Raw genomic sequence first — 22,646 nt, forward strand, 5'->3', positions numbered from 1 at the left:
CCGTGACCGCACCTGCAATGACGCCTACGCAGCGCGCCGAATATATCCGTCTTTCTTTCGCCACGATGGACACCCTCGCCGCCGCCGACGAGGCACGCCGCGCGCCTGCCTTGAGCCCCGAGCGCCTAGACCGTCTAACGTCCATCTACCGGGCTAATAAGGCGGTGGTGTAAATGGAACCGATATGCCTGCACCCCGGCACCGTCGTGGGCGTATGGGAGCACACCGGCGCCGGGTGGATATTGGAAGACTTATTCACCATTGCCACCCCTCCGAGAATCTATTACACCGTTCCCGAACCGCCGCCCCACATGACGTTCTGGACCGACCGCCCGCAAACCCTCGAAGAGCGCCGCCAACTACGCCGCCGCCTGGGCAACCGCGGTGAACCAAAAGGTGAAGTACTACCCAACAATCTAAGGCAGCGGCCCAAGCCTGCCCCCTCTAATCAAAAGTGGGTGGAAGTAGGCCTTGTCCTGCCTTGGTATCACGGCAAGAAATCACGCATGGAAAAGACCCCCGCCGAAAGGACTCACAGCGAGGGCCACCATGCCACCACCAACAACAAAGAAAGTGACAGTTACTATGGTAACCGATAATTTTGAGTCCACACAGTCCGCACAGCGTGGTTTGAGCCGGGCAGAACGGTTAACGGACATTCTTGCCAACGCCGCGCGGGTAGATTTAGACGACCGTAGCTTGGTGCTGGACTACGTGCACGCCCTACAGGCCGAGGGAGTAGCGGTGCTGCCGCTTAGGGCCGGGGAAAAGCTACCAGCGACACCCAACGGCGTACATGGTGCCACGACCGACCCGGCAGCCTTTGACGCCATGTATTCCACCGGCTGCAATCTGGGAATGAACCTCGGTGCCAGTGGGATTGTTGTGGTGGACGCCGATACTCCGGCCGAGGTTAAGGATTGGCAGGACTGGCAGAAAGACCACGCCACCTCTATGCCGCGGGCTACCGTAGTCACCCCGGGCACCGCCCAAGCGCACCATGGCGGCGGCCATTGGTGGATTGACGCCGAGAATGCTGGGCAGCTCAAAGAGTCCAAAGCAGGCACCGCCACTGTAATGACCGGCGACCGCTACGTTGTATTACCAGGCAGCGTGCGCACCGACGTGGCCGACCCTAACCAGCCCGCCTACGTAGTACAGGGCGCCGTCTATAGCAGCGTGCAAGGCAGTGCCGTTATTGAGGCTGCACGCCGGGTGGACAAGCCCGAGACCAAGACCACGCGAGAGACCAGCAAGAGCTCGGTAACCAGCATTGACCAGTGGGCGCAGGAAACAGACTGGGAAGAGCTACTAACCCCCGACGATTGGATTAACACCGGCGACACCGACAGTTGTGGGTGTGACATCTATACAGCACCGGGCACCCATGCAAGCGCTAAATCGGCAACGGCACACACCGGACAGTGCGAGCTATCCAACAACGGCGGCGCGCTTGCCGTATGGACAGATAACCCGCCCCAAGAGCTTATGGACGTTATAGAGGACAAGGGCAAGAGGGTTAGCAAGTTCGACTATGTGACCTATATGCACCACGACGGCGACACCTCGGCCGCGTTTGAGGCTTTAGGGCTTGACTATTCCACCGGAGGGCAGGCGCTTAGCGCCACCGAGTTACGAGGCAGCGACACTAGCCGAGAGACCGCACAGCCGCGGGGCAAGGTAGACCTAAGCGTCATTTTGGCCGACGACTACACTCCTCCCACGCCAACCATGTGGACGCGCACCGACGGCGAAAATCTGCTTTACCCCGGCCGCTCGCACAGCGTGCATGGCGAAAGTGAGTCTGGCAAGTCTCTACTCATGCAGGCACTAGCCGCCAAGCTCATTACCGCCGGGCAGCGCGTGCTTTACCTTGACTATGAGGACACCGCCCTTAGCGTTGTCGGCCGTTTGCGAGCGATGGGAACACCGGACGAGGCGACGCTATCCATGTTGGACTATTGGAACCCCGAGCCCGCGGGCGGCAATTGCGTAGAGCCAGAGGGGCTGGACTACATGGCCGGGCAGTCTTATGGCCTCGTTGTAATTGACGGTGTAACCACGGCGCTATCGGACGCGGGGCTGAACTCAAATGACGGCGACGACGTAGTTCAGTGGTTTGGCAAAGTGGTCAACTACCTAGCCACGTCCACCGGCGCGGCCGTCGTCGTGGTAGACCACGTGGTCAAAAATGGCACCGGCGGGCGTTTCGCAGTGGGCTCGAATCAGAAGATGGGGCAGCTTACCGGCGCCGCCTACACCGTGGACGTGCTCACCCCGCCTGCCCAAGGCAAGGTGGGCACCCTCGAGGTCTACATAGGCAAGGATAAAGGCGGCGGCGTGCGAAAGTTCGCAGAGACCCCTAACCAGCACCGCCAAGCGCGCGTGGCAACAGTGACCGTGGACGGGACAGGCGGCGGTCTTTCGGTGACTGTAGACCCGCCCCATGAGGACACCAAGCGCGCCAAGCAGGCCACAGCTACCGACGGTGCCGTTAGCCGTGTAGACCTTTATCTAACCGGCCTCGGTGACGAAAAGCGCCCAAGCCTGCACGAGATTGTGTATGCCATTGTCGCCACCTACGGCGACGGCGACGGTTTGTCAGAGGTTCGCCTCAAGAACCTGTGGAAAGAACTATCACCGCGCACCACGGGCGGCGCGAAGAGGTTTACCACGGCCCTTAACCGGGCCAAGGATAAAGGCCTTATTGCCCGAAAGAAACGCGGTAGCCGTGCTTGGGTATGCGCCCCCGGCGCAGCCGTATCCGCGCCTGCCCAAGCCTTGGTTGAGTACATCAAATTGGACGCCGAAAAGGACGCCGTCGAGGCCCTTGAATAGTGTTCAAATTAGTACCCATTTCTTGTGTCCCGATGTAGTTTCCGATGTTGTGTCTGGGACACAAGATTTAACTACATACAGACATGCACCGGGACACAAGAAAAAGACACCATTAACGCAGCTCAAACAATATAAATGAGCCCTCGTGATGTGTGTCTGGGTGTGTGTCTATAAACAAAAATGATGCGCTTGTGTCCGTGTGTCTCTCTCCTTTAGGGGAGAGACACACACCAAGGACACCAAAACCGATGTGAAATCAAAGGGAAAAATAAAGAGGTTTGAACCGGCTGTGTGAACATGTCTCACGCCGCGGCCGCGCGTAGTGAGCAACGTCAACGGAAAATGGAAATGTATAAGTGGAAACCTCGCGTATAATTTCCGTTGGCCATATCTCCGGTCTCCTGCCGGGGTGGGGGGTGTCCCCCCTCGGCCCCGGCCTCTCTATCTCCCCGGTATATGGAAACTTGTACCGCGTAACCCAAATGCTCGGAACCGATACACAATAAACCCCCTCATGCGGTGCATAAAACGTGCATAAAATGGCCCTAGAGCACCAACGCGAAAGGAACAACAGCCGTGACAAGCCCCCAAGCACCCCGCAAAAAGCGCAATAAGACCAACGCCCCCTATGCCTTTTCCCACTCATGGCGCAAAAAAGTCACCATGTGGAGGCGCAAACTTGAGCGCGACCCCGCTTTAGCTGTGTGCTGGTTGTGCGGTGGCGCTATCGACATGAACCTGCCGCCCAAGCACGGCCGGGCATTCACCCTCGACCACCTTGTTCCCCTTAGCCAAGGCGGTGACCTCATGGGAGAGGTAAAACCCGCGCACCGCTCGTGCAACTCCGCTCGTGGCGACGGGCGGCGTTCCCGCCGCGGGCCTAATCCACCTACTTTGTTGGACTGGTAGACCACGCCGAGGGGCCAAACAGCGCGAAATCAACGCCTAGCGCGCCCATAGACGGCCTTTCACGCCTCGGCGGTATAACTTATCCAGCCACGCCCCTACAGGGCGAGAGAGGGGCACACAGCCCGTTTAGCCCAACCGCACGCCGTGACCCGTGTACGAAAGACCGCCGATAATACCGGCTTGACCAGCCAGTTCACAGACGTCTGTGAGGTCAAACCACGCTTGCAAGGCGGCACCACCGAGCGAAAAGACGTACACCTTGACCGCATGGCCGCCTACCTTGTAGCCATGAACGGCGACCCGAATAAGCCCGAGGTGGCCGCTGCCCAAGCGTATTTTGCTATGCAGACACGCCGCGCCGAGCTTGGTCAAGCACCTGCCAACCCGCCGCGACCCACGGCCGCCTAGTACCTCTCGCCGCGGTGCTTGCCTTGGTGCCAGAGCTGTGAAACACCCCCGTTTGCTACCCCCGGTCGTGCCAGCGACATAAACACAGTCATGTTATTTAACCTTGGACAATGCCGAAAAGGTACCCATTTCCAGCATGGATAGTACCTTTTCTAATTCTTGCCAACGCCGCTAATGCAGCTCACAATAAAAGGCAAGTGGTGCGCCCCGATACCGACCCGACCCGACCCAAAGTGCCATGACCAACAACCGTTTCTTAACGAGTAAAGGACATTGACACTATGGCTACCGAGCCAGTTACGCATTTTTCTAATCGCGTTGCCGCTGTATCGGCCGCGCTAGGCATGACGGGTGCCCGCCCGGCCGCCGCCGAGGCTATGGCACGAGCGGACGAAAAAATTTCCGCCCGCATGGCCGACTTTGACGACCACTACGCCAATAAGGCAAGCGACGACAAGCTACAGGCCGCGGCCGCCAAGTGGGTGAAGCTCAACAGGGCAAGTTTCAAAGACCTAGACGAGCTCATTCTTTCCCCAACCCCTACCGAAAACACCACCGTGCCAGTATCGGTTAAGACCTCGTGGGGCCATGAGTGGCGACCGCAGGTTGCCTCAACCCCCGAGGCCCGCCGCCTAGCTACAGCGCGCAAGCACGTCTTGAATGGACTTATTGCAAAATATGACAAGCCCGACTATTCCACCGAGGCGCTAATTGAATCGTGCAAGCCTGACGTGCGTGCGTGGTTCGACAATCTGGCAACGGAATACACCGAGGCCTTGGAAGCACTAGACGACAAGGCCCGTGAGACCGCCAGCCCCGGCGATAACATGGACGCCATTCTTGAGTTGATTGACCCGGCCACCACGCCCGAGGCCACTATCACGGCCTACCGCCGGGCCGTGCGAGCATGGAAGATAGTAGATAACCATGGGGCACACGTTCCACTAGCCCGCGCTATGGCTTTCAACGATGTAAGCGATACGCCTAACCCCGAGCGTGACGTGCTCCGCCGCTTGGACGAAATGACTAGCAACCGGGCGCGCTACACTGCCTTAATGTTCGACGCTCAAACGTGTGCACTACGCGCGCTTGGCATGGGCGATATTGAGGCGGTATGCAAGGGGCTTGGTCGTATTGCACCGCTGGCCGACCCGCTTGGCGACGACCTACCCGAGCTTGAACACCGCATTAGCGCTATTAATGCGGTGGGCGCGTGGCTGGATTACCGTGAGCGCACTGTTGGCGACCGCCGCTACCGTGGAAAAGGCTGGCACGAGCCGTATGAGCGTTACGGCATGTCCACCCCCGAGGAATCACTAGCGGCGCTCAAGGAATTTCGCCCGACGGTGTTTGAGTACAAGACCGACAACGCCGACGACTATGACCTTGACGCGGTAGACGACCCCTACGAGAACTAAATGCCATGGACGGCCTCGACCTGAATGTGTGGCCGTGCCACCCGCACGGCTCATGGCAGAGGGCCTTAGCTCACAAAGCTATGGGGCTGCCTGTAGACGACGAGGACGCTAAGGCCCTAGCGGCGTGGGATAAAGAGGGAAAGAACGCCCACGTTAAGCAATCACGCATAAAACAGCACAGGCAATATATGGCACGTGTGGCAGCCGCGGCCCGTAGTCATATTGAGCCTCGAGAGGTTGTAGGGTGCTTTGAACTAGCCCGCCGGGTTGCAGGGGCCCCTGACATGCCCGCCCGGGGTGAAGTGGTGGACGTGTTGAAGTCACTCAAACCGGGGCGAAGCTATGGCGGTCTTACCAAGCGTTATATCGACAACTTGAGTGGACACCCCGGCCACTTTTTTGCCCGGCGTGAACGTGACATCGACATTTTCATTGCACAGCGAAAGGCCTACCGGGGTGAAATTGCTAGGCGTATCCATGCTGGGGAAGAAAGAGAAAGGAAACACAGCTAATGGCCTACAGAGATGAACTAACCGAGATTGGCGCCCGCGTTTATGGGCGCAGCACCAACACCGAGACCGGACAACTAGGCGCCCGTATTTATGGTCGCTGTGACGAAACAGACTCGGCACAACTAGGCGGCCGTGTCTATGGCCAGAACGATGAATTGGACGCCCTCGGCCACCGCGTCTACAACCCCACCCACGGGGAGGTTGTGAGCTACCAACAGGACGACCCCGCCGATGAAGAGGAGGAGTCTCGGCCGTGGCGGCTAAATGAGTCACGCCCCGGCCCCGGTGCCTACCACCTCGACGAGGCGGGGCAAGAGGACGACCTCGACGCTATCGGTGCCCGTATCGCCAATGGAGGCAGCGGCGTAGAGGGAATTAAGACCGCCGATAACCGAGACACGAACTACTACGTCACAGGCACGTTCGGCCTGCCCGGCTTTGATTACTGATAAAATAAGGGCGTAGTTGGTTAGCCAACTATATTGTCAAGGCCCTCACCGCCCCGGTGCTTACCGTACGAGCACCGGGGCGGTGTTCTATGTCTTAGGTGATGTGGTTTTGAAATTGCTGATTGGCAACTTCAATCAAATTAGTAAGCGCCTTTTCCATTGAAGGGCCTATTGCATTGGTCGTCATGGCGTAATGCCCAACCTCGCCTTCTGAATGGCGTTCAGCATTAATCAGTTCCGCGTAGTCCTTTCTGGTTGCCTCCATTAGTTGGTCAATTGCCCTTTTGACCCTTGGGTTTGAAACCTCAATCAACGCTGAGTCGAGGCTACTAATTATCTTTCGATGAAAGGTAAGCAACTGCTTGCCTTTTGTTATGTATCTTGGAAACCCCGCGTCAGCGTCTTCTACGGTAAACCCCATGCCTATACGTAAGTTACCAAGTTCAGGGAAATCCTCCCGGAAAACTGCCACGCAGTTGTTCACCGCTTTCCGTTGCCGCGCCCAATCTTCGCGCCTCAACTGTTCGCGCCGATCCCGTTCGCGTTGCTCACGGTCGAGGTTTCGTTCTTTGTCCTCGGCCCATCGGTCTTTTTTGTCACTGTTGTCGGCTTTATCGTTTTTGGTAAATCTGTCGAACAGGCTCACGCCTGCATTCAATAAAGCAGCAATGAGGGAAATAATCTCGGCCATGCCGCTAGATTACGGGCGCCTGAGAAGCGTTAGCCCTTACCCACACACCACCGGCGGTCGTTCAACGCCTTAAATCGCATTTCCCACCTGCATGTTTGCACCCTTGGGCGGTGGGGCCGGGCAGGGCAGGTGCTATCCCCTAAAGGGTTTACACTAATCCACCAATTAGCAACCTCGCGACTTGTTGTCCCTACCATAATGGAGTCAATGACGATGCCCCCAATGCCCCACCTCGCAGAGGACGGCTGGCCCGGATAAACGGGCAGGTGAGCTGGGTGCCACCGTGGGGATAGGTGGCGTCGGCAAGCGAAAAGCTCCCCACCACACAGGCGGGGAGCTTTAAAGCGAACCGTTTTAGGGCTTAGGAAGCGTCTAGATCCTTTTCGATGAGGGCAGCAATCTTTTCTACCGCTTCTTCGTTGTCGGAAGTAACAGTAACCTCATCGCCCTGTTCTGCGCCAAGAGCCATAATCATCAAAGAAGAGGCCGCATCGGTCTCATCTTCATCGTCATCGCCAACGAGGTTGAGGAAGATGTCTTCGTCGAACTCGCCAGCTGCGTCCGCGATAATGGAGGCGGGACGTGCGTGCAGGCCTACAGAGGAACCTACCTTTACAGTCTTGGAAGCCATGGAAAAGATCCTTTCTTATGGGGATTGTTGCAATCCAGTGTACGAGTGTTTGGTTTATGCCGCCACGTTCTGAGCAGCTTCTTCGACGGCTTTATTAGGCCAGAACTGCTTCATTGCCAGCACCGCTGCGGTCGAGACAACCACACCGGCCGCGATAGCGACGAGATAGCCCCAGAACGGGTCGATGGCGAAGAGGACGAACACACCGCCGTGTGGAGCTCGAGAGCCGACCGACAAGGCCATCGAAACCGCGCCTGTCACCGCGCCGCCGGCCATCATCGAAGGGATAACGCGGAAGGGGTCGGCCGCGGCGAACGGGATGGCACCCTCCGAGACGAAGGACAGGCCCAGCAACCAAGCGGACTTGCCGTTTTCCTGCTCGGCCGGAGTAAACAGCGACTTGCGGATGAACGTGGCCAGGGAGAGCGCAATCGGTGCAACCATGCCGGAGGCCATAACCGCGGCCATGATCTGCATGGAGGACTCGTCGCCGGTAGAAAGTCCGGCCGTAGCGAAGAGATAAGCCGCCTTATTGACAGGGCCGCCCAAATCAAAGCACATCATCAAGCCGAGGATGATTCCTAGGAGCACGGCCGAGGAACCGGACATCGACGAAAGCCAATTCTGCAGGCCATCCATGATGGCTGCCAGCGGTGCGCCCAGCAGTAGGTACATCGCAAGGCCGACGACGAGCGAGGTCAGTAGTGGGATGATGACAACTGGCATAAGCGAGCCCAGCCAGCGTGGTACCTTCCAATTGCCAATCCACAAAGCGACGAAGCCCGCCAGAAGACCAGTTACCAGGCCACCGATAAAACCAGCACCTAGGGTAACCGCGATCGCGCCGCCCGCGAAGCCTGGGGCGATGCCTGGACGGCCGGCGAGCGCGTAGGCGATATAACCGGAAAGAGCAGCAACGATAAAGCCCATCGCTGCTTGGCCAATGGCGAAAAGAACAGCGCCGAGATACAGCAAGAACCCGGAGCGCTCGAAATGCATAAGTTCGCCGTCCACGGTTACGTCATGACCAGGAAGATTGCCTAGTGAAAAGTCCGTCGACAGTGCCTGCCAACCGTTTGCCATATCGGCGCCGCCAAAAAGGAAGCCAAGGGCAAGCAGAAGACCACCGGCCGCGACGAATGGAACCATATAGGATACGCCGGTCATGATGGCCTGCTGGATGCGCTTGCCCCAACCGAGAGACTTTCCCTCTTCTTCTGCATCGGCCCGGGTAGCGGTGCCGGATACCTTGTGCGCGTGGGGGTTTCGGGCGGCGGCGACGGCCTCGTCGAGCATGGTGCCAGGCTCGTTGATAGCGCGCTTGACACCAGACTCAATTACCGGCTTGCCAGCGAATCGCTCCCGGTCGCGTACGCCAACGTCCGTGGCGAAGATGACCGCATCGGCCGCATCGATGGCGGCTTGGGAGACGGACTCATTATTCGACGAACCTTGCGTTTCTACGGTCAGCGCTACGTCATCGCGTTCGGCCGCGGTCTGTGTGAGGGCGTCGGCCGCCATGTAGGTGTGGGCGATGCCGGTAGGGCAGGCGGTGATGGCCACGATGCGGGTGACGTTGTCCGAAGAATCCGCGGTAGTTGGGGTCGCGGCCGAGGACGAGCCGTTGGAGGCGGCGGAGGAGCCTGTACCGGCGGCACCAGCGGCGGGGGCAGCCGACTCGGTGGCCGGTTTCTTCTTTGGCTTTTCTGCGTTGACTACATCCAAGACAAGGCGAACGATTTCTTCCTTGGTGGGGGCGCTGCGCAGTGCCTCGAGGAAGTCTTTTCGGACAAGGGCGCGGGCTAGCTTGGACAAAATCTTTAGGTGAGCCTTGCCGCCACCGGCCGGAGCGGCGATGAGGAAGACCAACTGGGCGTCTCCATCAGGGCCGGAGAAATCTACACCGCGGCCTAGGCGGGCGAATGCGAGGGTTGGTTCGGTGACAGCCTCGGAACGGCAGTGCGGGATGGCAACACCGCCGGGTACGCCGGTGCCGGCTTTAGCCTCGCGGTCGATGGCGGGTTGGGCCAATCCGGCGACGTCGGTGGCTCGGCCGGTGTCGTGGACTAGCGTGGCTAGGTTGGTAATGACGGAGTCAACACTGTCGCCAAAGTCGGCGTCAAGGGCGACAAGTTCCGTAGTAATGAGTTCGGAAGCCATTTTGGGGCGCTCCTTAGGCTAGCGAGTTAACGGTGGTATTAGCGATATCTATTTCTTCAGGACGAGGAAATTGCGTGCCTTGCTTGGATGCAGCCGCGGTCCCGTAGGCTACGGATCGGGCAAGGCTTGCGGCCGGAGATTTACCAGCGGTGCGGCCGAGAAGGTATCCGGCGAGCGCTGCGTCTCCAGCACCTACGGTGGATTTCACGGTGGCTGGAGGGGGAGTGGCAGCCCATGCTCCTTCAGCCGTAACCAGTACGGCACCGGCGCCACCGAGGGTGACGAGCACTTCTGCGATGCCTCGCTTGACGACGTCGCGTGCCGCGCTAACCACTCCCGAATAGTCACCGCGTGCAGCTTGTGCTTCCAGCTCGCGGCCGTCGGTGCCGGTGAGTTGGCCGAGCTCTAGACCATTGGGCTTTATAAGATCGGGTGCCGAAGACTCGAGATTTTTCCCGATGGCCAGCATCGGAGCATCGGAGGTATCTACCGCGATGCGGGCCTGTGGTGCGGCCGCACGGACAGCGGAGATGAGCTCGCAATACCAATCGGTGTCCACGCCGCGCGGTAAGGAACCTGCCAGCACCACCCAGTCGGCCGCGAGGGCGCGGGCGGTGAGGGTGGAGGTAATGGCTTGGGCATCGGCGTCGGAAAGCACGGGGCCTGGGCCGTTGACCTTGGTGGTGGTGCCGTCGGGCTCGGTGATGGTGGTGTTGACGCGAATGGAGCCATCCATAGCAGTAGCCGAAGAAGGCAATCCGGCCGCGTGGATGAGATTCAGGAAGGAATCGGAGTCGTGGGACGGAAAAAGTGCCAGGGTTTGCTCGCCGGCTAGGTGCACGGCATGGGTGACGTTTACGCCCTTGCCGCCTGCAACCTGTGTGACCTCGCTGGCACGGTGGACACCACCGGAAGTTAAAGGCCCGCTGAGTACGAGGGTGGCGTCGATACTGGGATTGGGGGTCAGCGTGAGAATCAAGTTGTCCCTTTCGCAGGTTATATATTGGGGCCGAACGCCGCTGGAGAGAACCTTTGGGAATGGCCCGCCCTTAATGTTGATTCTTGTCCGAATGTGTCCGAAAGTCAACAGAAAACTGTGGTATACATTGCTTTTCTATCCGTTTTGTGGTGTTCTGGAAGTCAATAACCGCTATCTTCGAAGGAAGTATGCTCATGGAAAACGCGTCTCAGTCCACAATCAAAGGCACCGGTGTCGTTGCCGGAGTCGCCTACGCCGAAGCCGTGTGGGTCCGCCCTCGCCCGGCCCTGCCTACCGAGGGAAGCATTGACCCAGAGCAAGCGAGTGAATCCGAGTACAACCGCTTTCTTGCGGCCGTAGATACGGTTGCTAATCGATTGGAGAAGCGCGCGGCAGCCGCAGAGGGCCAAGCGGCCGAGGTTCTCACTGCAACCGCCGGTATGGTCAAGGACCGTGGCTGGCACAAAACAGTGCGCAAGAATATCCGCACCGGTAGGAATGCGGAATTTGCCACTGTTGGCGCGACTGACAAGTTTGTCACCATGTTCGAAGCCGCTGGTGGCGTGATGGCCGAGCGCACGACCGACTTGAAGGACGTACGCGACCGCGTCATCGCTGAGCTACGTGGTGAGGATGAGCCAGGCCTCCCTTTGGTAGATGGCGAGGCCGTCTTGTTTGCAGATGATTTGGCCCCGGCCGATACCGCAACGCTAGATACCAAACACATTAAAGCCCTTGTTACGGAGCTCGGTGGCCCCACTAGCCATACGGCCATCATCGCGCGCCAATTGGACATTCCGTGCATCGTGGCGGTGGGCGCTTCGCTTGGCGACATTGAAAGCGGCACGCTGGTATTTGTCGATGGCGCAGTAGGAACCGTGACTTGTGGTGCTGATGCGGAGACCTCCACCAAGGCCGTTGCTGAATACCGTGAGCGTGCAGCACGCGTTGCTCAGTGGCGCGGACCAGCTAAGACCAAGGACGGTCACAGCGTGCAGCTGCTGGCAAATGTTGCTGATGGCAATGCCGCCCGCATCGCTTCGGAGTCTCAGGCAGAAGGCATCGGCCTGTATCGCACGGAGTTGTCCTTCCTTTCGGCCAGCGAAGAGCCCAGCGTGGAGGAACAAGCAAAGATCTACGGAAAGGTTTTCAAGGCCTTCCCCGAATCCAAGGTTGTTGTGCGCACATTGGACGCAGGCTCCGATAAGCCAATTTCTTATGCCACGCTAAGCTCTGAGGAAAACCCGGCATTGGGCGTTCGCGGTCTGCGTATCGCCCGCGATAATGAAGCTTTGCTGACCCGCCAGCTTGATGCAATTGCGCAGGCTGCCGAAGCCCGTGATGATAAAGCCTCTACGTGGGTGATGGCTCCCATGGTTGCCACTTCTACCGAAGCGCAGTGGTTTGCCAACTTGTGTCGTGAACGCGGCCTGACTGCTGGCGCTATGATTGAGGTTCCCGCCGCAGCGCTTATGGCGGATAAAATCATGCCGCACCTCGACTTCGTATCCATCGGCACCAATGACCTGACTCAGTACACGATGGCTGCAGACCGTCTGTCCCCGCAGTTGGCCTACCTGACCGACCCGTGGCAGCCGGCCGTGCTGCGACTTATCCAGCACACCTGCATTGTGGGCCAGGCCAATAACGTTGCGGTAGGCGTATGCGGAGAAGCAGCGGCCGACCCCATGCTGGCCTGCGTGCTTACGGGCTTGGGCGTGAATTCGCTGTCCGCAGCGTCTACTGCAGTAGCAGGCGTAGGCGCACAGTTGGCAGAAATTACCTTGGAACAGTGCCAACAGCTCGCTGAGGTGGCATTGGATGCGGAAAGCCCTGATGCCGCCCGTACTGCAGTGGTAGAAACCATGGCATCCTTCGCCTAGCTTGAGGCGAAGGAGCGGGATTTATTCGCTGGCGAGTACGACTTCAATTTCGTGCTCGCGCAGCGCCTCCACAAAGGAATCGGGGGCTGCGGCGTCAGTGATGACGACATCGATATCAGCGGCGGGGGCGAAGCTTACCAAGTAGTCATTGCCCAGTTTGCTGGAATCGCACATCACTACGACCTTGTGGGCGTTGGTGACAAAGGCAGACTTGATGGCTGCTTCTTGGGGATCGGCCGTGGAAAGCCCGTGATCCAGGGTCAGGGCATTGGTTCCGATGAAGGCGACGTCGGCGCGCATGAGCGCTAGCGTGCGCAGGGCGGTGTCGCCGACGACAGCTTGGGTGATCGCGCGAACCGTGCCGCCAAGCAGCTGGACGTCCGGTACTCCGCTGCCTGCTAAGGACAAGGCGATGGGCAGACTATTGGAGACGATGTTGAACTGGCCTTGGGGGTATTGCTGTCCTATCAGCTCAGCAAATGCATTAATCGTAGTTCCCGCGTCGAGGAAAATGCTGCCGCCGCCGTGGGGAAGAAAATCCAGCGCAGCTCGGGCGATGGCGGCTTTCGCGCCGGAGGCGGAACGCTGCCGGGTGTCTAGGGTAAGTTCCGCAGTTTGAAAGGACTGGGATGCTACCGCGCCGCCATGCACGCGATGGACGACGCCCTCTCTATCCAGCACCGCTAGATCGCGTCGAATGGTTTCGGCCGTGACTTCGAAGCGCTCGGATAGCTCAGTGACGTTGACGCGACCTTCAACGGCGGTGAGAGACGCTATCTGGCGGCGCCGCTCTTCTGCGTACATTATTCCTCCTTGGACTTAAGCACACCGCGGGGAGTAGCGGGGGTAAAAATTCCCGGATTTTGTGGATAGGAAAGTCCCGCGATGTTGTTTTTCTTAGTCCATTGTCTCAAAAATCGGGAATAACCGGACTAAAGCAAAAATTTGCACAGCTATCACCGCGCTACGAAGTACGAAAATAGCTGGTCACGGCAAAAAGTGGGAAAGTGGGATTTTCGTCTCCTTTGCTGTCTGGGTCCAAAATGGCGCCAAAATGGGGGTGGCTGGCGGAGAGGCTATATTAATGAGAAATGCGCACAAATAAGCCCCGCACGGCCTGGGGCGGCCGTTGCGGGGCGGAGTGATGCTGGGTGAGTGTTTAAAGTTTGCGGAACACGGATACAACCTTGCCCATAATTTCTGCATCATCGCCATTAATGGGCGAGTAAGCATCGTTGTGGGGAAGTAGCCATACGCCCGAGGAATCGCGGTGGAATTCCTTAACGGTGGCCTCGGAACCGTCCAGCAGCGCTGCGACAAATTCGCCTTCCTCAGCAACTGACTGGGAGCGAATAATCACCCAGTCACCGTCGAGAATCCCTGCATCCTTCATTGAATCGCCGACTACCTGCAGTATATATAGGTCGCCGCTGCCGACAACCTCGTCAGGCATGGGGAAGTACGTGTCGACGTTTTCCTCAGCGGTAATGGGTGCTCCCGCAGCGATGCGACCGACCACAGGAATATAAGACACAGCGCCTGCGTCCTCGGGAACCTGCTGTTCGGGCTTAGCGGGCTTGCGGCCAGGCTTCTTGGTGCCTTCGTCTGTGTTGAGATGGCGAACATCTACGGCACGCGGCTTATTTGGGTCGCGCCGGAGAAATCCCTTTTCTTCCAATTGCTTCAGCTGATAGGCAACTGAGGATGTGGACTGCAGGCCTGCTGCATCGCCGATTTCGCGAATGCTTGGTGGGTAGCCACGCAGCATGACGGCGTCACTAATGACATTGAGGATTCGTCGTTGACGGTCGGATAGGGATGCGTAATCGGTCTTCTCGGCGGACTTTTTTGGCTTGCGGCCCATTGCTGGCTCCTACGTAGGGTCGGGTGACTTCGTTGTCGGTCTATTAGTGGGCGGATTTAGAGTGCCACAAGTCATTTGTAGCACGAAAAGTACAGATGTTCGAGATTTGTGTCCACGGGTGGACAAGTATTCGAAGCGGTGCTATAAATCGAACGTACCAACTAAATCGAACATTATGGCGACTGTTTCAAATTAAGTGTCCAGTGGGATGCCTATGGTGAGTTCGGTCGTCGAAAGGAAAAACATGTCTCTACTTATTAATTCTCGAAATGACCTGGCAAAGCGTAATTCTGCAGACGTTCTAGTGGTTTCTCCCGCATCTGTATGGGACGTGGATCGATATGCCCCTCGCGCGGCGCGAGGGAGCGGTGATTCGCGGTATGTTCGAACTCTCCGCGTAGAAGATCGAACGACATATCGTTCGAATCGAGTGAAATCTGGCGGGGGCGACGGTCTTTCACAGAGAGCTCAACGTAGCGCGGTGAAGTCGAACACAGGTAACTACGTTTTAGGTGGCGTGTTTGGAATCGCGGTCTTTTTGGGCACGCTCCTAGGCGGATTGGCAGGGGCGGAAGGAAGTAGTGCACCGCAACCGCCGACCTCAGACATTCAACAGGTCGAGGCTGCTGTAGTGCATTAGTGAGGCGGTGGCCTTATGCTCGGTAGTTGGGCGGACTGCTGGGCGAGTAAACTACTGGGGTAACAACGTCAGTGAAAGGACCTCTGTGTATTGCCCCTTCTGCCATAATGAGCAATCCCGTGTCATTGACTCCCGCGTCGTCGATGCTGGAGCGTCGATTCGGCGCCGGCGTGAGTGTGCTTCGTGTAAGGGGCGTTTTACCACGGTCGAAAAGGCCGTGTTGTTGGTGGTCAAGCGGAACGGACTCGCGGAACCTTTTAGTCGAGATAAACTGATTCGCGGCGTACGGCGCGCCTGTCAGGGGCGAGATGTGGGTGACGATGCCCTGAAAAAACTGGCGCAAGAAGTGGAAGAGACCGTACGCGGGCATGGTTCCTCTCAGGTCAACGCGAATGAGATTGGCCTGGCCATCTTGGAACCGCTTCGCGATCTTGATGAGGTGGCTTATCTGCGCTTTGCCTCGGTCTACAAGTCCTTTGAAAGCGCTGATGATTTCGAATCTGAAATTCGTCTCATGCGTAGGCGCGACCGAGAGGATTTCTAGCGCAGTTTGTCAACGGCCTTCTGGATGCGGCGGAGCGACACGGCGTGAGCTGTGCCGAGGCGTTGGGCGAATAGTGAAACGCGAAGTTCCTCCACCATCCAGCGAATGTCCTTGACTTCGCGCGTCTTTTCGCGGCCAGGTGGTAGGCTGCGCAGCCGGTTGGCTAGGTAGGCCTTGGCGTTATCGACCTCGGCCTGGCGGTCCGCGTCGCGGTCAGGGTCAAGGTTCATGTCCTCTAAGCGAATGCGCATGGCTTGGATATAGCGCGGTAGATGACGCAGGTGGGACATGCCATGGATTGTGATGGCATTACGGGGTAGGAGGAACTCCAATTGCTCTCGCATGTCATCGATGGCCGCACCGTCCCAGTGGGCGAGTTCGGCTTGCAGGTTGGAATACTCGGCGAGTCCTGGGGCGATAGCCACCACCGCTTGACGCACACGGCCCGGAACCTGGGGCTTGATGGTGTCTTTGAGCTTCTGGAAAGCGGAAGGAGTGCGGACGGGTCCGCCGGCCTCTAGCATCAGGTCGCGTATGGCAGCGACGCGGGCGTCGTTGACCAGGCCATCGGCGCCGCCGTGGGGATAGGAGTCGACGGCGACGCGTTGTTGCAGCGGCAGGCCCTTGACCATTTGTGCAGTATTGACCGCAATGTCGCGCATAAGCAGGGTAAGGGTGGTGGTAACCATAGCGGCATCGGCTGCGGCCTTGGTGGGATGTACCTTGAGTTCAACGCCGTCCTTTGTGGCGACGAGGGCGGGGTAAGCCGTGACTTCGTGGTCGTCGACGTTGGTGGTAACCGTGTCATCGATGGCACCTAGAGTATCGTCGGTCCACTCGCTGACAGCGGTGGACTCAGCGGTGCGAGAGACACGGGACACAGAGGATTTGATATGCCCGGACTGGCGGCGGATAAGCGCTGCGAGGTCGCGGTCGGAGTCGACGATCTTGCCGCGCTTGTCGATGGCACCGTAGTTCATCCTCAGGTGCATCGGCAGCTTGCCGGGCTGGAAATCGGTGGCGTTGATGCCTTGGCCGCCGAGTTCATGGAGGACGTCGGCAAGCTGCTGGGTGATGGTGCCTTCATAAGGGACGAGGCGGTCGATGGCGCGCTCAGCGAATTCGGGTGCGGGAACAACAGTGCGGCGCAGGGCCTTGGGCAGGCTGCGGATGAGTTCGGTTACGAGCTCGAGACGCAGGCCAGGGACGAGCCAATCGAAGCCTTCGGTATCTAAGCCGGCGAGCATGGGGATGGGCACCATCACGGTAACGCCATCGAGTGGATCGCCGGGTTCAAATTTATAGGTTAGTTCGTAGTCGATGGAACCCTTTCTCCAGTGGTCGGGGAAGGATTCTTCGGTGACCTCGTGGGAGTCATCGATGAGCTTTGCCGGATCGAAATCCAGCAATTCAGGGTTGCGACGGCGTTCTTTTTTCCACCACGAGTCGAAATGACGGCCGGTTGTTACCTTTGCTGGGATGCGCTGGTCATAAAAGTCGAAGAGGGTGTCTTCGTCTACGATGAGGCCGCGGCGGCGGGCTTTTTCTTCGTATGCGGCGGCGTCGTCAAGCGCTTGGGCATTGGTTTTGAAGAAGGCGTGGTGGGTATTCCAGTCGCCGGCAACGAGCGCGTTGCGGATGAACATATCGCGCGCGGCGGTGGGATCGACGCGGTGGTAGGGCACGGTGCGGTCGGCCACAATGGGTACACCGTAGAGTGTGGACTTCTGGTGAGCGATGGCGGCGGCGCGTTTGCGGGACCAGGTGGGCTCGGAATAGTTGTGCTTGAGCAGGTCTGCGCCCAGCTTTTCTACCCAGGCGGGATCGATGGTGGCGACGTCGCGTGCCCAGAGGCGGGAAGTTTCCACCAGCTCGGCGGCCATGAGGAACTCCGGCGGCTTTTTGGCCAAGGCGGAGCCAGGAAATACCAGGAATCGGGTGTTGCGCGCGCCTTGGAATTCTTTGGAGTTGCCATCGCGGGCGCCGATATTGGATAGCAAGCCTGACAGGAGTGACATGTGGATATCATCGGCGCGGCGCTCGGTACCTTCCTGGTATGTCCAGCCCAGCTGCTTGGCGACGTCCTTGAGCTGGCGCACCAGGTCAAACCACTCGCGAATGCGCATGTAATGGAGAAACTCCTGCTTCATGCGTTTGCGGAATTTATTGCCGGATTGCTCGTTGCGGGTTTGTTTAATGTAATCCCAGAGCTTAAGCATGGACAAGAAATCCGAGGACTTGTCCTTGAAGCGGGCGTGGGCTTGGTCGGCCTGGGCCTGGAAATCAAGGGGGCGTTCGCGAACGTCCTGGATGGTCATGGCGGCGACGATGACCATGACATCATCGAGGCATCCGTTGGTATTGGCCTCAATGAGCATGCGTGCCATACGGGGATCTAGCGGGATGCGCGCTAGGTCGCGGCCAGTGGCGGTCAGCGTGGGCTTATCCTGCTTGTCGTGGAGAGCGCCGAGCTCGTGCAGGAGGTTAAGGCCATCGCGGATGGCCTTGTGCTCGGGCGGTTGGATGAACGGGAATTGTTCGATGTCGCCTAGCTTGAGCGAGACCATCTGCAAGATGACGCTGGCGAGGTTGGTGCGCAGAATTTCTGGGTCGGTGAATTCGGAGCGGCTTTCAAAGTCCTGTTCGCTATAGAGGCGAATGGCGATGCCATCGGCAACGCGGCCGCAGCGGCCGGAGCGCTGGTTGGCGGAGGCCTGCGAGATAGGCTCGATAGGCAGGCGCTGGACTTTGGTGCGCGTGGAATAGCGCGAGATACGGGCGGTGCCGGTATCAACCACATAGCGGATGCCGGGCACAGTAAGCGAGGTTTCTGCAATATTCGTGGCCAGCACGATGCGGCGGCCACGGTGTTCGCTGAAAACGCGATGCTGTTCTTGATTAGATAAGCGGCCAAAGAGGGGAGTGACCTCGACGTTTTTCCACTTCTTGCCTTCGATGGCCTCCATGGCATCGCGGATATCGCGTTCGCCAGGGAAGAAGCAAAGGATATCGCCGTCGCCTTCGTGCATCAGCTCTTCGATTGCCTCGGTCAAACCGTCGAGCGGGTCTTGGTCCACCACCTTTCCGCCGGCCTCGAACTCGAGGGGCCGGTAACGGATTTCTACCGGGTAGGTGCGGCCGGAGACCTCGATAATGGGGGCAGGGTTTCCGTCGGCGTCGGCAAAATGGGCAGCGAAGCTTTCCGGATCGATGGTTGCGGAGGTAATGATGACCTTGAGATCGGGGCGCTTGGGCAAAAGACGCTTGAGATAGCCCAATAAAAAGTCGATGTTGAGGGAGCGCTCGTGGGCCTCATCGATGATGATGGTGTCGTACTTGTTGAGGAAGCGGTCACGCTGCATCTCGGCGAGTAGGATGCCATCGGTCATGAGTTTCACCGCGGTGGTCTCAGAGACGCGATCATCAAAGCGGATGGCGTAGCCGACGGATTCGCCAATCTTTTGGTCCAGTTCTGAGGCGATGCGTTCGGCCACGGTGCGTGCTGCAATGCGGCGTGGCTGGGTATGTCCGATTAGTCCGCGGCGGCCGCGGCCCAGATCAAGACAGATTTTTGGGATCTGTGTGGTCTTACCGGAGCCGGTCTCGCCGGCAATGATGACTACCTGGTTATCCCGGATGGCCTCGGCAATGTCGTCTCTACGGGCTGTGACGGGGAGGGCGTCGGGGTAGGTGATGGTGGGGACGGCGGCGTCGGTAAGCGCGACGCGCTCAGCCGCAGCGTGGATTTCAGCGCCGATTTCTTGGAGCGCTTTCGGGGCACGGGCCTTTTTCAGGCGGCGGCGGAAGGAGCGGGCTTCGGCCAAGGTGACATTTTCGAGTGCGGCGAAAAGCTCGTCGCGGGAAGGGGTTTCATTCATAGTCATGACTAGGCACAGAGTTTACCTGCCCGCCTGAAATGAGGAAAAGTTGTTAAAGTGAAAATACTTATCCATGCACTGATTCGCATTCCTTAAGGAGGAACCCCGGTTATGACGAACCCGTATTCGGGTGGAAATGATGATTTTCCGCGCTACGAACCGACCGATCACCCCGAGGACCGACCAAACTACGGACAGCTTCCGTCCTATGGCGGAAGCCATGAAGAAAACACCCAGGGCTATGTGGGCTACCAAGCAGGCCAGCGCCCATATACCGGCAAGGTCTCTGCCGTAGACGCCGTTTCTTGGGCGTTTAGGACCGTCTTTAGCAATTGGAAGCTGTGGATTTTGGGATCTCTAGCGCTTTTTGCGCTAGGCATTGTTTTTGTTGTTATTGCAGCTGGCATCAATGCTGCGGGCGACTCCGGCGCGGGTCAGGCAACCGCAGGCTCTTTGGTCTCTCAACTCATTTCGACTGTCCTAAGCCTTGTTTTGTCGCTGGTAGTTATGCGCCTGGCGCTTTTCCAGATTGATGACTCTCGCACCGGTTGGGGCTACCTGTTTAAGAACGTGCGTTGGTGGCAGCCGCTGGTCATCATGCTCGTCATCGGGGCGGTGTCGATGTTCATTGTATTCTCTGTAGTAGGTGGAACCGTCACTGGGCTGCTTGGTGACGCCGAGAATCTCACGGAGGAAGAAGCAGTTGCGGCAGTATTAAGCGTCATGGGCATCATGGGCGTACTTTTGGTGATTAGTTTCTTTATTCAACCACTTTTCTCACTGATGCAGTGGTTTGCGGCTGACGGCGATGGCGTTGGCGAAGCAGTAAAGAATGGCTTTAAGGCAGGCAAGGACAACTATGGCCAGATGTTGCTGCTTGCCATTTTGAACTTTTTCATCATTGTTGCCGGCTTCTTGCTTTTGGGCATCGGCCTTATCGTGGCGTATCCGGTTACGCTCTTGGCACAGGCGCACATGTTCCGCCAGTGCGCGGGGCGCAATACTCTCCCGCAGGCGTAGCGCACCACAGTTAAAGGCCACCGTTCCAGTTAGGGGCGGTGGCCTTTGGTGTGCTTGGCGACGCCCCCGTGGGGCTTGCCGTGAACGATTACTGCCGGGAGCGCTCAATCGCCTTGTTATAGGCGGCGGTGATGAGCGTGCCGAATTCGCGGAATTCCTCGGCGCGGGCAGCGGAGGAGCGGAATACGAGGCCGACCTCGCGTTCGGCTGTGACGTCGGGGGCGAAGTGGGCTACGGCTACATCCTTGCCGTGGCATTCGGTTGCCAGGGCGGATTCTGGGACGAGGGTGCAGCCCAGCCCGCCCATGACCAGCTGCATGATGGTGGTCAGGGAGGAGGCGCGGGTGACCGAATTGGTGGCCTCGGCCGGGTTGATATTGGCGTGGCGGCAAAGGTCGACTACCTGGTCGCGCAAGCAGTGGCCGTCGTCAAGCAGCAGCAAATCCAGGTCCTTGAGTTCCGCAAGCTCGACGTCCTCACGGCCGGCGATGGGGTGATCGGGCGGGCAGACAATGGAGAATTTCTCGGTGTAGAGCGGGCTATCGACCATGCCGGTGGCCTCGGAAGGAAGGGCCATGATGGCTAGGTCCAGGTTGCCGTTGCGCAGGCGGGTGATGAGGTGTTGGGTTTGCTCCTCGACGAAGCGCGGCTGGAGATCCGGGTAGGCCTCGGCAAGCATGGAGAGCAGATCGGGGAGGATGTAGGGGGCGATGGTGGGGATAACGCCGATCGTTAGTGGGCCGGCAAGGGTGCCGTTGGCGCCGCGAGCGTGGGCGAGGAAGGTATCGGCTGCTTCAAGCGTTGCCTTGGCGTAGGGGAGGAGGGTCTCACCAGCCGAGGTGACGATGACCTTGCGGGTGGAGCGCTCAATAAGCTGCAGGCCCAAGCCCTGCTCGAGGGCAACGAGGCCCTGGGAGAGGGAGGGCTGGGAAATTTCGAGCTTGGCGGCTGCGGTACCAAAGTGCTTGTTTTCCGCAACGGTGACGAAGGTACGCAGCTGAGCAAGTGTAGGGCGATACTCTTTATTATGCATGCCTATCACTCTAACACTCACCTATAGGATTTGCTATTGACGCGAGCCGAAAAGATGGTATAACTGATCGTGTTGGGCCGGACACGGTCCGGCCCCGCTGCTTGTACGCCAAGCGGCAGGAAACTTAGAGGAAAAGCCTTTGCTAAAGGAGTTGAAGACTATGCCTATTTTGACCGTCGGCGAGAAGTTCCCAGAGTTCAACCTCACTGCCCTGACCGGTGGCGATCTGCACGACGTCAACGCTAACCAGCCGGAGGACTACTTCGAGCAGGTATCCCTGGACAAGTACGAGGGCAAGTGGAAGGTCGTCTTCTTCTACCCGAAGGACTTCACCTTCGTCTGCCCGACCGAGATCGCTGCCTTTGGCAAGCTGGACGAGGAGTTCCAGGACCGCGATACCCAGATCCTCGGCGGCTCCACCGATAACGAGTTCGCTCACTTCAACTGGCGCGCAACCCACCCGGAGCTGAAGGAAGTTCCATTCCCAATGTTCTCTGACGTGCGCCACGACCTCATCCGCGCACTGGGCGTAGAAAACGCTGATGGTGTTGCTGACCGCGCTACCTTCATCATCGACCCGGATGGTGTTATCCAGTTCGTCTCCGTTACCCCGGATGCTGTCGGCCGAAACGTAGACGAGGTTCTGCGCGTGCTCGACGCCCTGCAGTCCGAAGAGGTCTGCGCTTGCAACTGGGAGAAGAACGACCCCACCAAGAACATCAACAAGATGGACGTCGTTCAGTCCGCGCTCTAAATCTCACTGAGATGCAGGTTAACCCCGCTTTCGTG

Annotated in this window: 19 protein-coding genes and 1 pseudogene; 12 read left to right on the forward strand and 8 right to left on the reverse strand. The window is 58.5% G+C overall.

Annotated elements, in window-relative coordinates; all coding sequences use genetic code 11:
- Positions 1-2 precede the first annotated feature (2 nt).
- The 7 genes from QP990_RS03605 to QP990_RS03635 all read left to right on the forward strand — a co-directional run bounded on the left by QP990_RS03605 (position 3) and on the right by QP990_RS03635 (position 6,534).
- Positions 3-173, forward strand: coding sequence for a hypothetical protein (locus QP990_RS03605; protein WP_284798467.1), 171 nt, complete (start codon positions 3-5; stop codon positions 171-173).
- On the forward strand, positions 174-599 hold the full coding sequence (locus QP990_RS03610; protein ID WP_284798468.1) for a hypothetical protein: 426 nt from the start codon (positions 174-176) through the stop codon (positions 597-599).
- Complete coding sequence (locus tag QP990_RS03615; protein ID WP_284798470.1) at positions 586-2,838, forward strand: bifunctional DNA primase/polymerase; 2,253 nt, start codon at positions 586-588, stop codon at positions 2,836-2,838. Before QP990_RS03610 ends, QP990_RS03615 begins: the two co-directional genes overlap by 14 nt.
- 576 nt (positions 2,839-3,414) lie before the next feature.
- The gene (locus QP990_RS03620; protein ID WP_284798471.1) at positions 3,415-3,747 is read left to right on the forward strand and encodes an HNH endonuclease; all 333 of its coding nucleotides are present in this window, start codon (positions 3,415-3,417) and stop codon (positions 3,745-3,747) included.
- 144 nt (positions 3,748-3,891) lie between these two features.
- A complete protein-coding gene (locus QP990_RS03625; RefSeq protein WP_284798496.1) occupies positions 3,892-4,155 on the forward strand; it encodes a hypothetical protein in 264 nt (87 codons plus the stop codon).
- 281 nt (positions 4,156-4,436) lie between these two features.
- Positions 4,437-5,573, forward strand: coding sequence for a hypothetical protein (locus QP990_RS03630; protein WP_284798472.1), 1,137 nt, complete (start codon positions 4,437-4,439; stop codon positions 5,571-5,573).
- A 511-nt stretch (positions 5,574-6,084) separates the two neighbouring features.
- Positions 6,085-6,534, forward strand: a complete 450-nt coding sequence (locus QP990_RS03635; RefSeq protein ID WP_284798474.1) for a hypothetical protein — start codon at positions 6,085-6,087, stop codon at positions 6,532-6,534.
- Between the two features lie 94 nt (positions 6,535-6,628).
- Here QP990_RS03635 and QP990_RS03640 read toward each other — a convergent pair whose 3' ends face one another.
- A complete protein-coding gene (locus QP990_RS03640; protein WP_284798475.1) occupies positions 6,629-7,225 on the reverse strand; it encodes a hypothetical protein in 597 nt (198 codons plus the stop codon).
- A 164-nt stretch (positions 7,226-7,389) separates the two neighbouring features.
- Between QP990_RS03640 and QP990_RS03645 the strand changes: the two are divergent.
- Positions 7,390-7,518: pseudogene (locus QP990_RS03645) on the forward strand (HNH endonuclease); the annotation flags it as partial.
- A 68-nt stretch (positions 7,519-7,586) separates the two neighbouring features.
- On the opposite strand, the gene QP990_RS03650 reads toward QP990_RS03645, so the two are convergent.
- From QP990_RS03650 to QP990_RS03660, 3 genes are read right to left on the reverse strand one after another with little or no spacing between them, the layout of a single operon-like run.
- A complete protein-coding gene (locus QP990_RS03650; RefSeq protein WP_023021375.1) occupies positions 7,587-7,856 on the reverse strand; it encodes an HPr family phosphocarrier protein in 270 nt (89 codons plus the stop codon).
- Between the two features lie 54 nt (positions 7,857-7,910).
- Positions 7,911-10,016, reverse strand: coding sequence for a fructose-specific PTS transporter subunit EIIC (locus QP990_RS03655; protein WP_284798477.1), 2,106 nt, complete (start codon positions 10,014-10,016; stop codon positions 7,911-7,913).
- Between the two features lie 13 nt (positions 10,017-10,029).
- Positions 10,030-10,995, reverse strand: a complete 966-nt coding sequence (locus QP990_RS03660) for a 1-phosphofructokinase family hexose kinase (RefSeq protein WP_284798478.1) — start codon at positions 10,993-10,995, stop codon at positions 10,030-10,032.
- 194 nt (positions 10,996-11,189) lie between these two features.
- Here QP990_RS03660 and ptsP point away from each other — a divergent pair, with 194 nt between their 5' ends.
- Positions 11,190-12,878: a phosphoenolpyruvate--protein phosphotransferase gene (gene ptsP / locus QP990_RS03665; protein ID WP_023021378.1), complete on the forward strand. Its 1,689-nt coding sequence runs from the start codon at positions 11,190-11,192 to the stop codon at positions 12,876-12,878.
- A 21-nt stretch (positions 12,879-12,899) separates the two neighbouring features.
- On the opposite strand, the gene QP990_RS03670 is transcribed toward ptsP, so the two are convergent.
- Both QP990_RS03670 and lexA read right to left on the reverse strand, forming a co-directional pair.
- On the reverse strand, positions 12,900-13,682 hold the full coding sequence (locus tag QP990_RS03670) for a DeoR/GlpR family DNA-binding transcription regulator (RefSeq protein ID WP_023021379.1): 783 nt from the start codon (positions 13,680-13,682) through the stop codon (positions 12,900-12,902).
- A gap of 355 nt (positions 13,683-14,037) precedes the next feature.
- The gene (gene lexA, locus QP990_RS03675) at positions 14,038-14,742 is read right to left on the reverse strand and encodes a transcriptional repressor LexA (protein ID WP_284798479.1); all 705 of its coding nucleotides are present in this window, start codon (positions 14,740-14,742) and stop codon (positions 14,038-14,040) included.
- A gap of 725 nt (positions 14,743-15,467) precedes the next feature.
- Between lexA and nrdR the strand changes: the two genes are divergently transcribed.
- Positions 15,468-15,926: a transcriptional regulator NrdR gene (nrdR, locus tag QP990_RS03680; RefSeq protein WP_049361220.1), complete on the forward strand. Its 459-nt coding sequence runs from the start codon at positions 15,468-15,470 to the stop codon at positions 15,924-15,926.
- Here nrdR and hrpA read toward each other — a convergent pair.
- Positions 15,923-19,810: an ATP-dependent RNA helicase HrpA gene (hrpA, locus tag QP990_RS03685; RefSeq protein WP_284798480.1), complete on the reverse strand. Its 3,888-nt coding sequence runs from the start codon at positions 19,808-19,810 to the stop codon at positions 15,923-15,925. The genes nrdR and hrpA overlap by 4 nt on opposite strands.
- 105 nt (positions 19,811-19,915) lie before the next feature.
- Between hrpA and QP990_RS03690 the strand changes: the two genes are divergently transcribed.
- Positions 19,916-20,824 (forward strand): hypothetical protein, encoded by a 909-nt coding sequence (locus QP990_RS03690; protein WP_023021383.1) that lies wholly within the window; start codon positions 19,916-19,918, stop codon positions 20,822-20,824.
- Between the two features lie 88 nt (positions 20,825-20,912).
- On the opposite strand, the gene QP990_RS03695 is transcribed toward QP990_RS03690, so the two are convergent.
- Entirely contained in the window at positions 20,913-21,857 is a 945-nt protein-coding gene (locus tag QP990_RS03695) for a hydrogen peroxide-inducible genes activator (RefSeq protein ID WP_200288966.1), read from the reverse strand.
- A gap of 160 nt (positions 21,858-22,017) precedes the next feature.
- On the opposite strand from QP990_RS03695, the gene QP990_RS03700 reads away from it, so the two are divergent.
- Positions 22,018-22,611 carry a peroxiredoxin gene (locus QP990_RS03700; RefSeq protein WP_023021385.1) on the forward strand — a complete coding sequence of 198 codons (594 nt, stop codon included), beginning with the start codon at positions 22,018-22,020 and terminating at the stop codon, positions 22,609-22,611.
- The last annotated feature ends 35 nt before the right edge of the window (positions 22,612-22,646 follow it).

It is taken from the genome of Corynebacterium sp. MSK071, assembly GCF_030232125.1.
Classification (GTDB): Bacteria; Actinomycetota; Actinomycetes; order Mycobacteriales; family Mycobacteriaceae; genus Corynebacterium; species Corynebacterium kefirresidentii.

Bases quoted from the DNA above. Each gene is read 5' to 3' on its own strand.
- QP990_RS03650 (WP_023021375.1), bottom strand. From the start codon at position 7,856: ATGGCTTCCAAGACTGTAAAGGTAGGTTCCTCTGTAGGCCTGCACGCA.
- lexA (WP_284798479.1), bottom strand. From the start codon at position 14,742: ATGGGCCGCAAGCCAAAAAAGTCCGCCGAGAAGACCGATTACGCATCC.
- QP990_RS03690 (WP_023021383.1), top strand. From the start codon at position 19,916: ATGACGAACCCGTATTCGGGTGGAAATGATGATTTTCCGCGCTACGAA.
- QP990_RS03635 (WP_284798474.1), top strand. From the start codon at position 6,085: ATGGCCTACAGAGATGAACTAACCGAGATTGGCGCCCGCGTTTATGGG.
- QP990_RS03640 (WP_284798475.1), bottom strand. From the start codon at position 7,225: ATGGCCGAGATTATTTCCCTCATTGCTGCTTTATTGAATGCAGGCGTG.
- hrpA (WP_284798480.1), bottom strand. From the start codon at position 19,810: ATGACTATGAATGAAACCCCTTCCCGCGACGAGCTTTTCGCCGCACTC.
- QP990_RS03615 (WP_284798470.1), top strand. From the start codon at position 586: ATGGTAACCGATAATTTTGAGTCCACACAGTCCGCACAGCGTGGTTTG.
- ptsP (WP_023021378.1), top strand. From the start codon at position 11,190: ATGGAAAACGCGTCTCAGTCCACAATCAAAGGCACCGGTGTCGTTGCC.
- QP990_RS03630 (WP_284798472.1), top strand. From the start codon at position 4,437: ATGGCTACCGAGCCAGTTACGCATTTTTCTAATCGCGTTGCCGCTGTA.
- QP990_RS03655 (WP_284798477.1), bottom strand. From the start codon at position 10,016: ATGGCTTCCGAACTCATTACTACGGAACTTGTCGCCCTTGACGCCGAC.
- QP990_RS03695 (WP_200288966.1), bottom strand. From the start codon at position 21,857: ATGCATAATAAAGAGTATCGCCCTACACTTGCTCAGCTGCGTACCTTC.
- QP990_RS03700 (WP_023021385.1), top strand. From the start codon at position 22,018: ATGCCTATTTTGACCGTCGGCGAGAAGTTCCCAGAGTTCAACCTCACT.
- QP990_RS03610 (WP_284798468.1), top strand. From the start codon at position 174: ATGGAACCGATATGCCTGCACCCCGGCACCGTCGTGGGCGTATGGGAG.
- QP990_RS03670 (WP_023021379.1), bottom strand. From the start codon at position 13,682: ATGTACGCAGAAGAGCGGCGCCGCCAGATAGCGTCTCTCACCGCCGTT.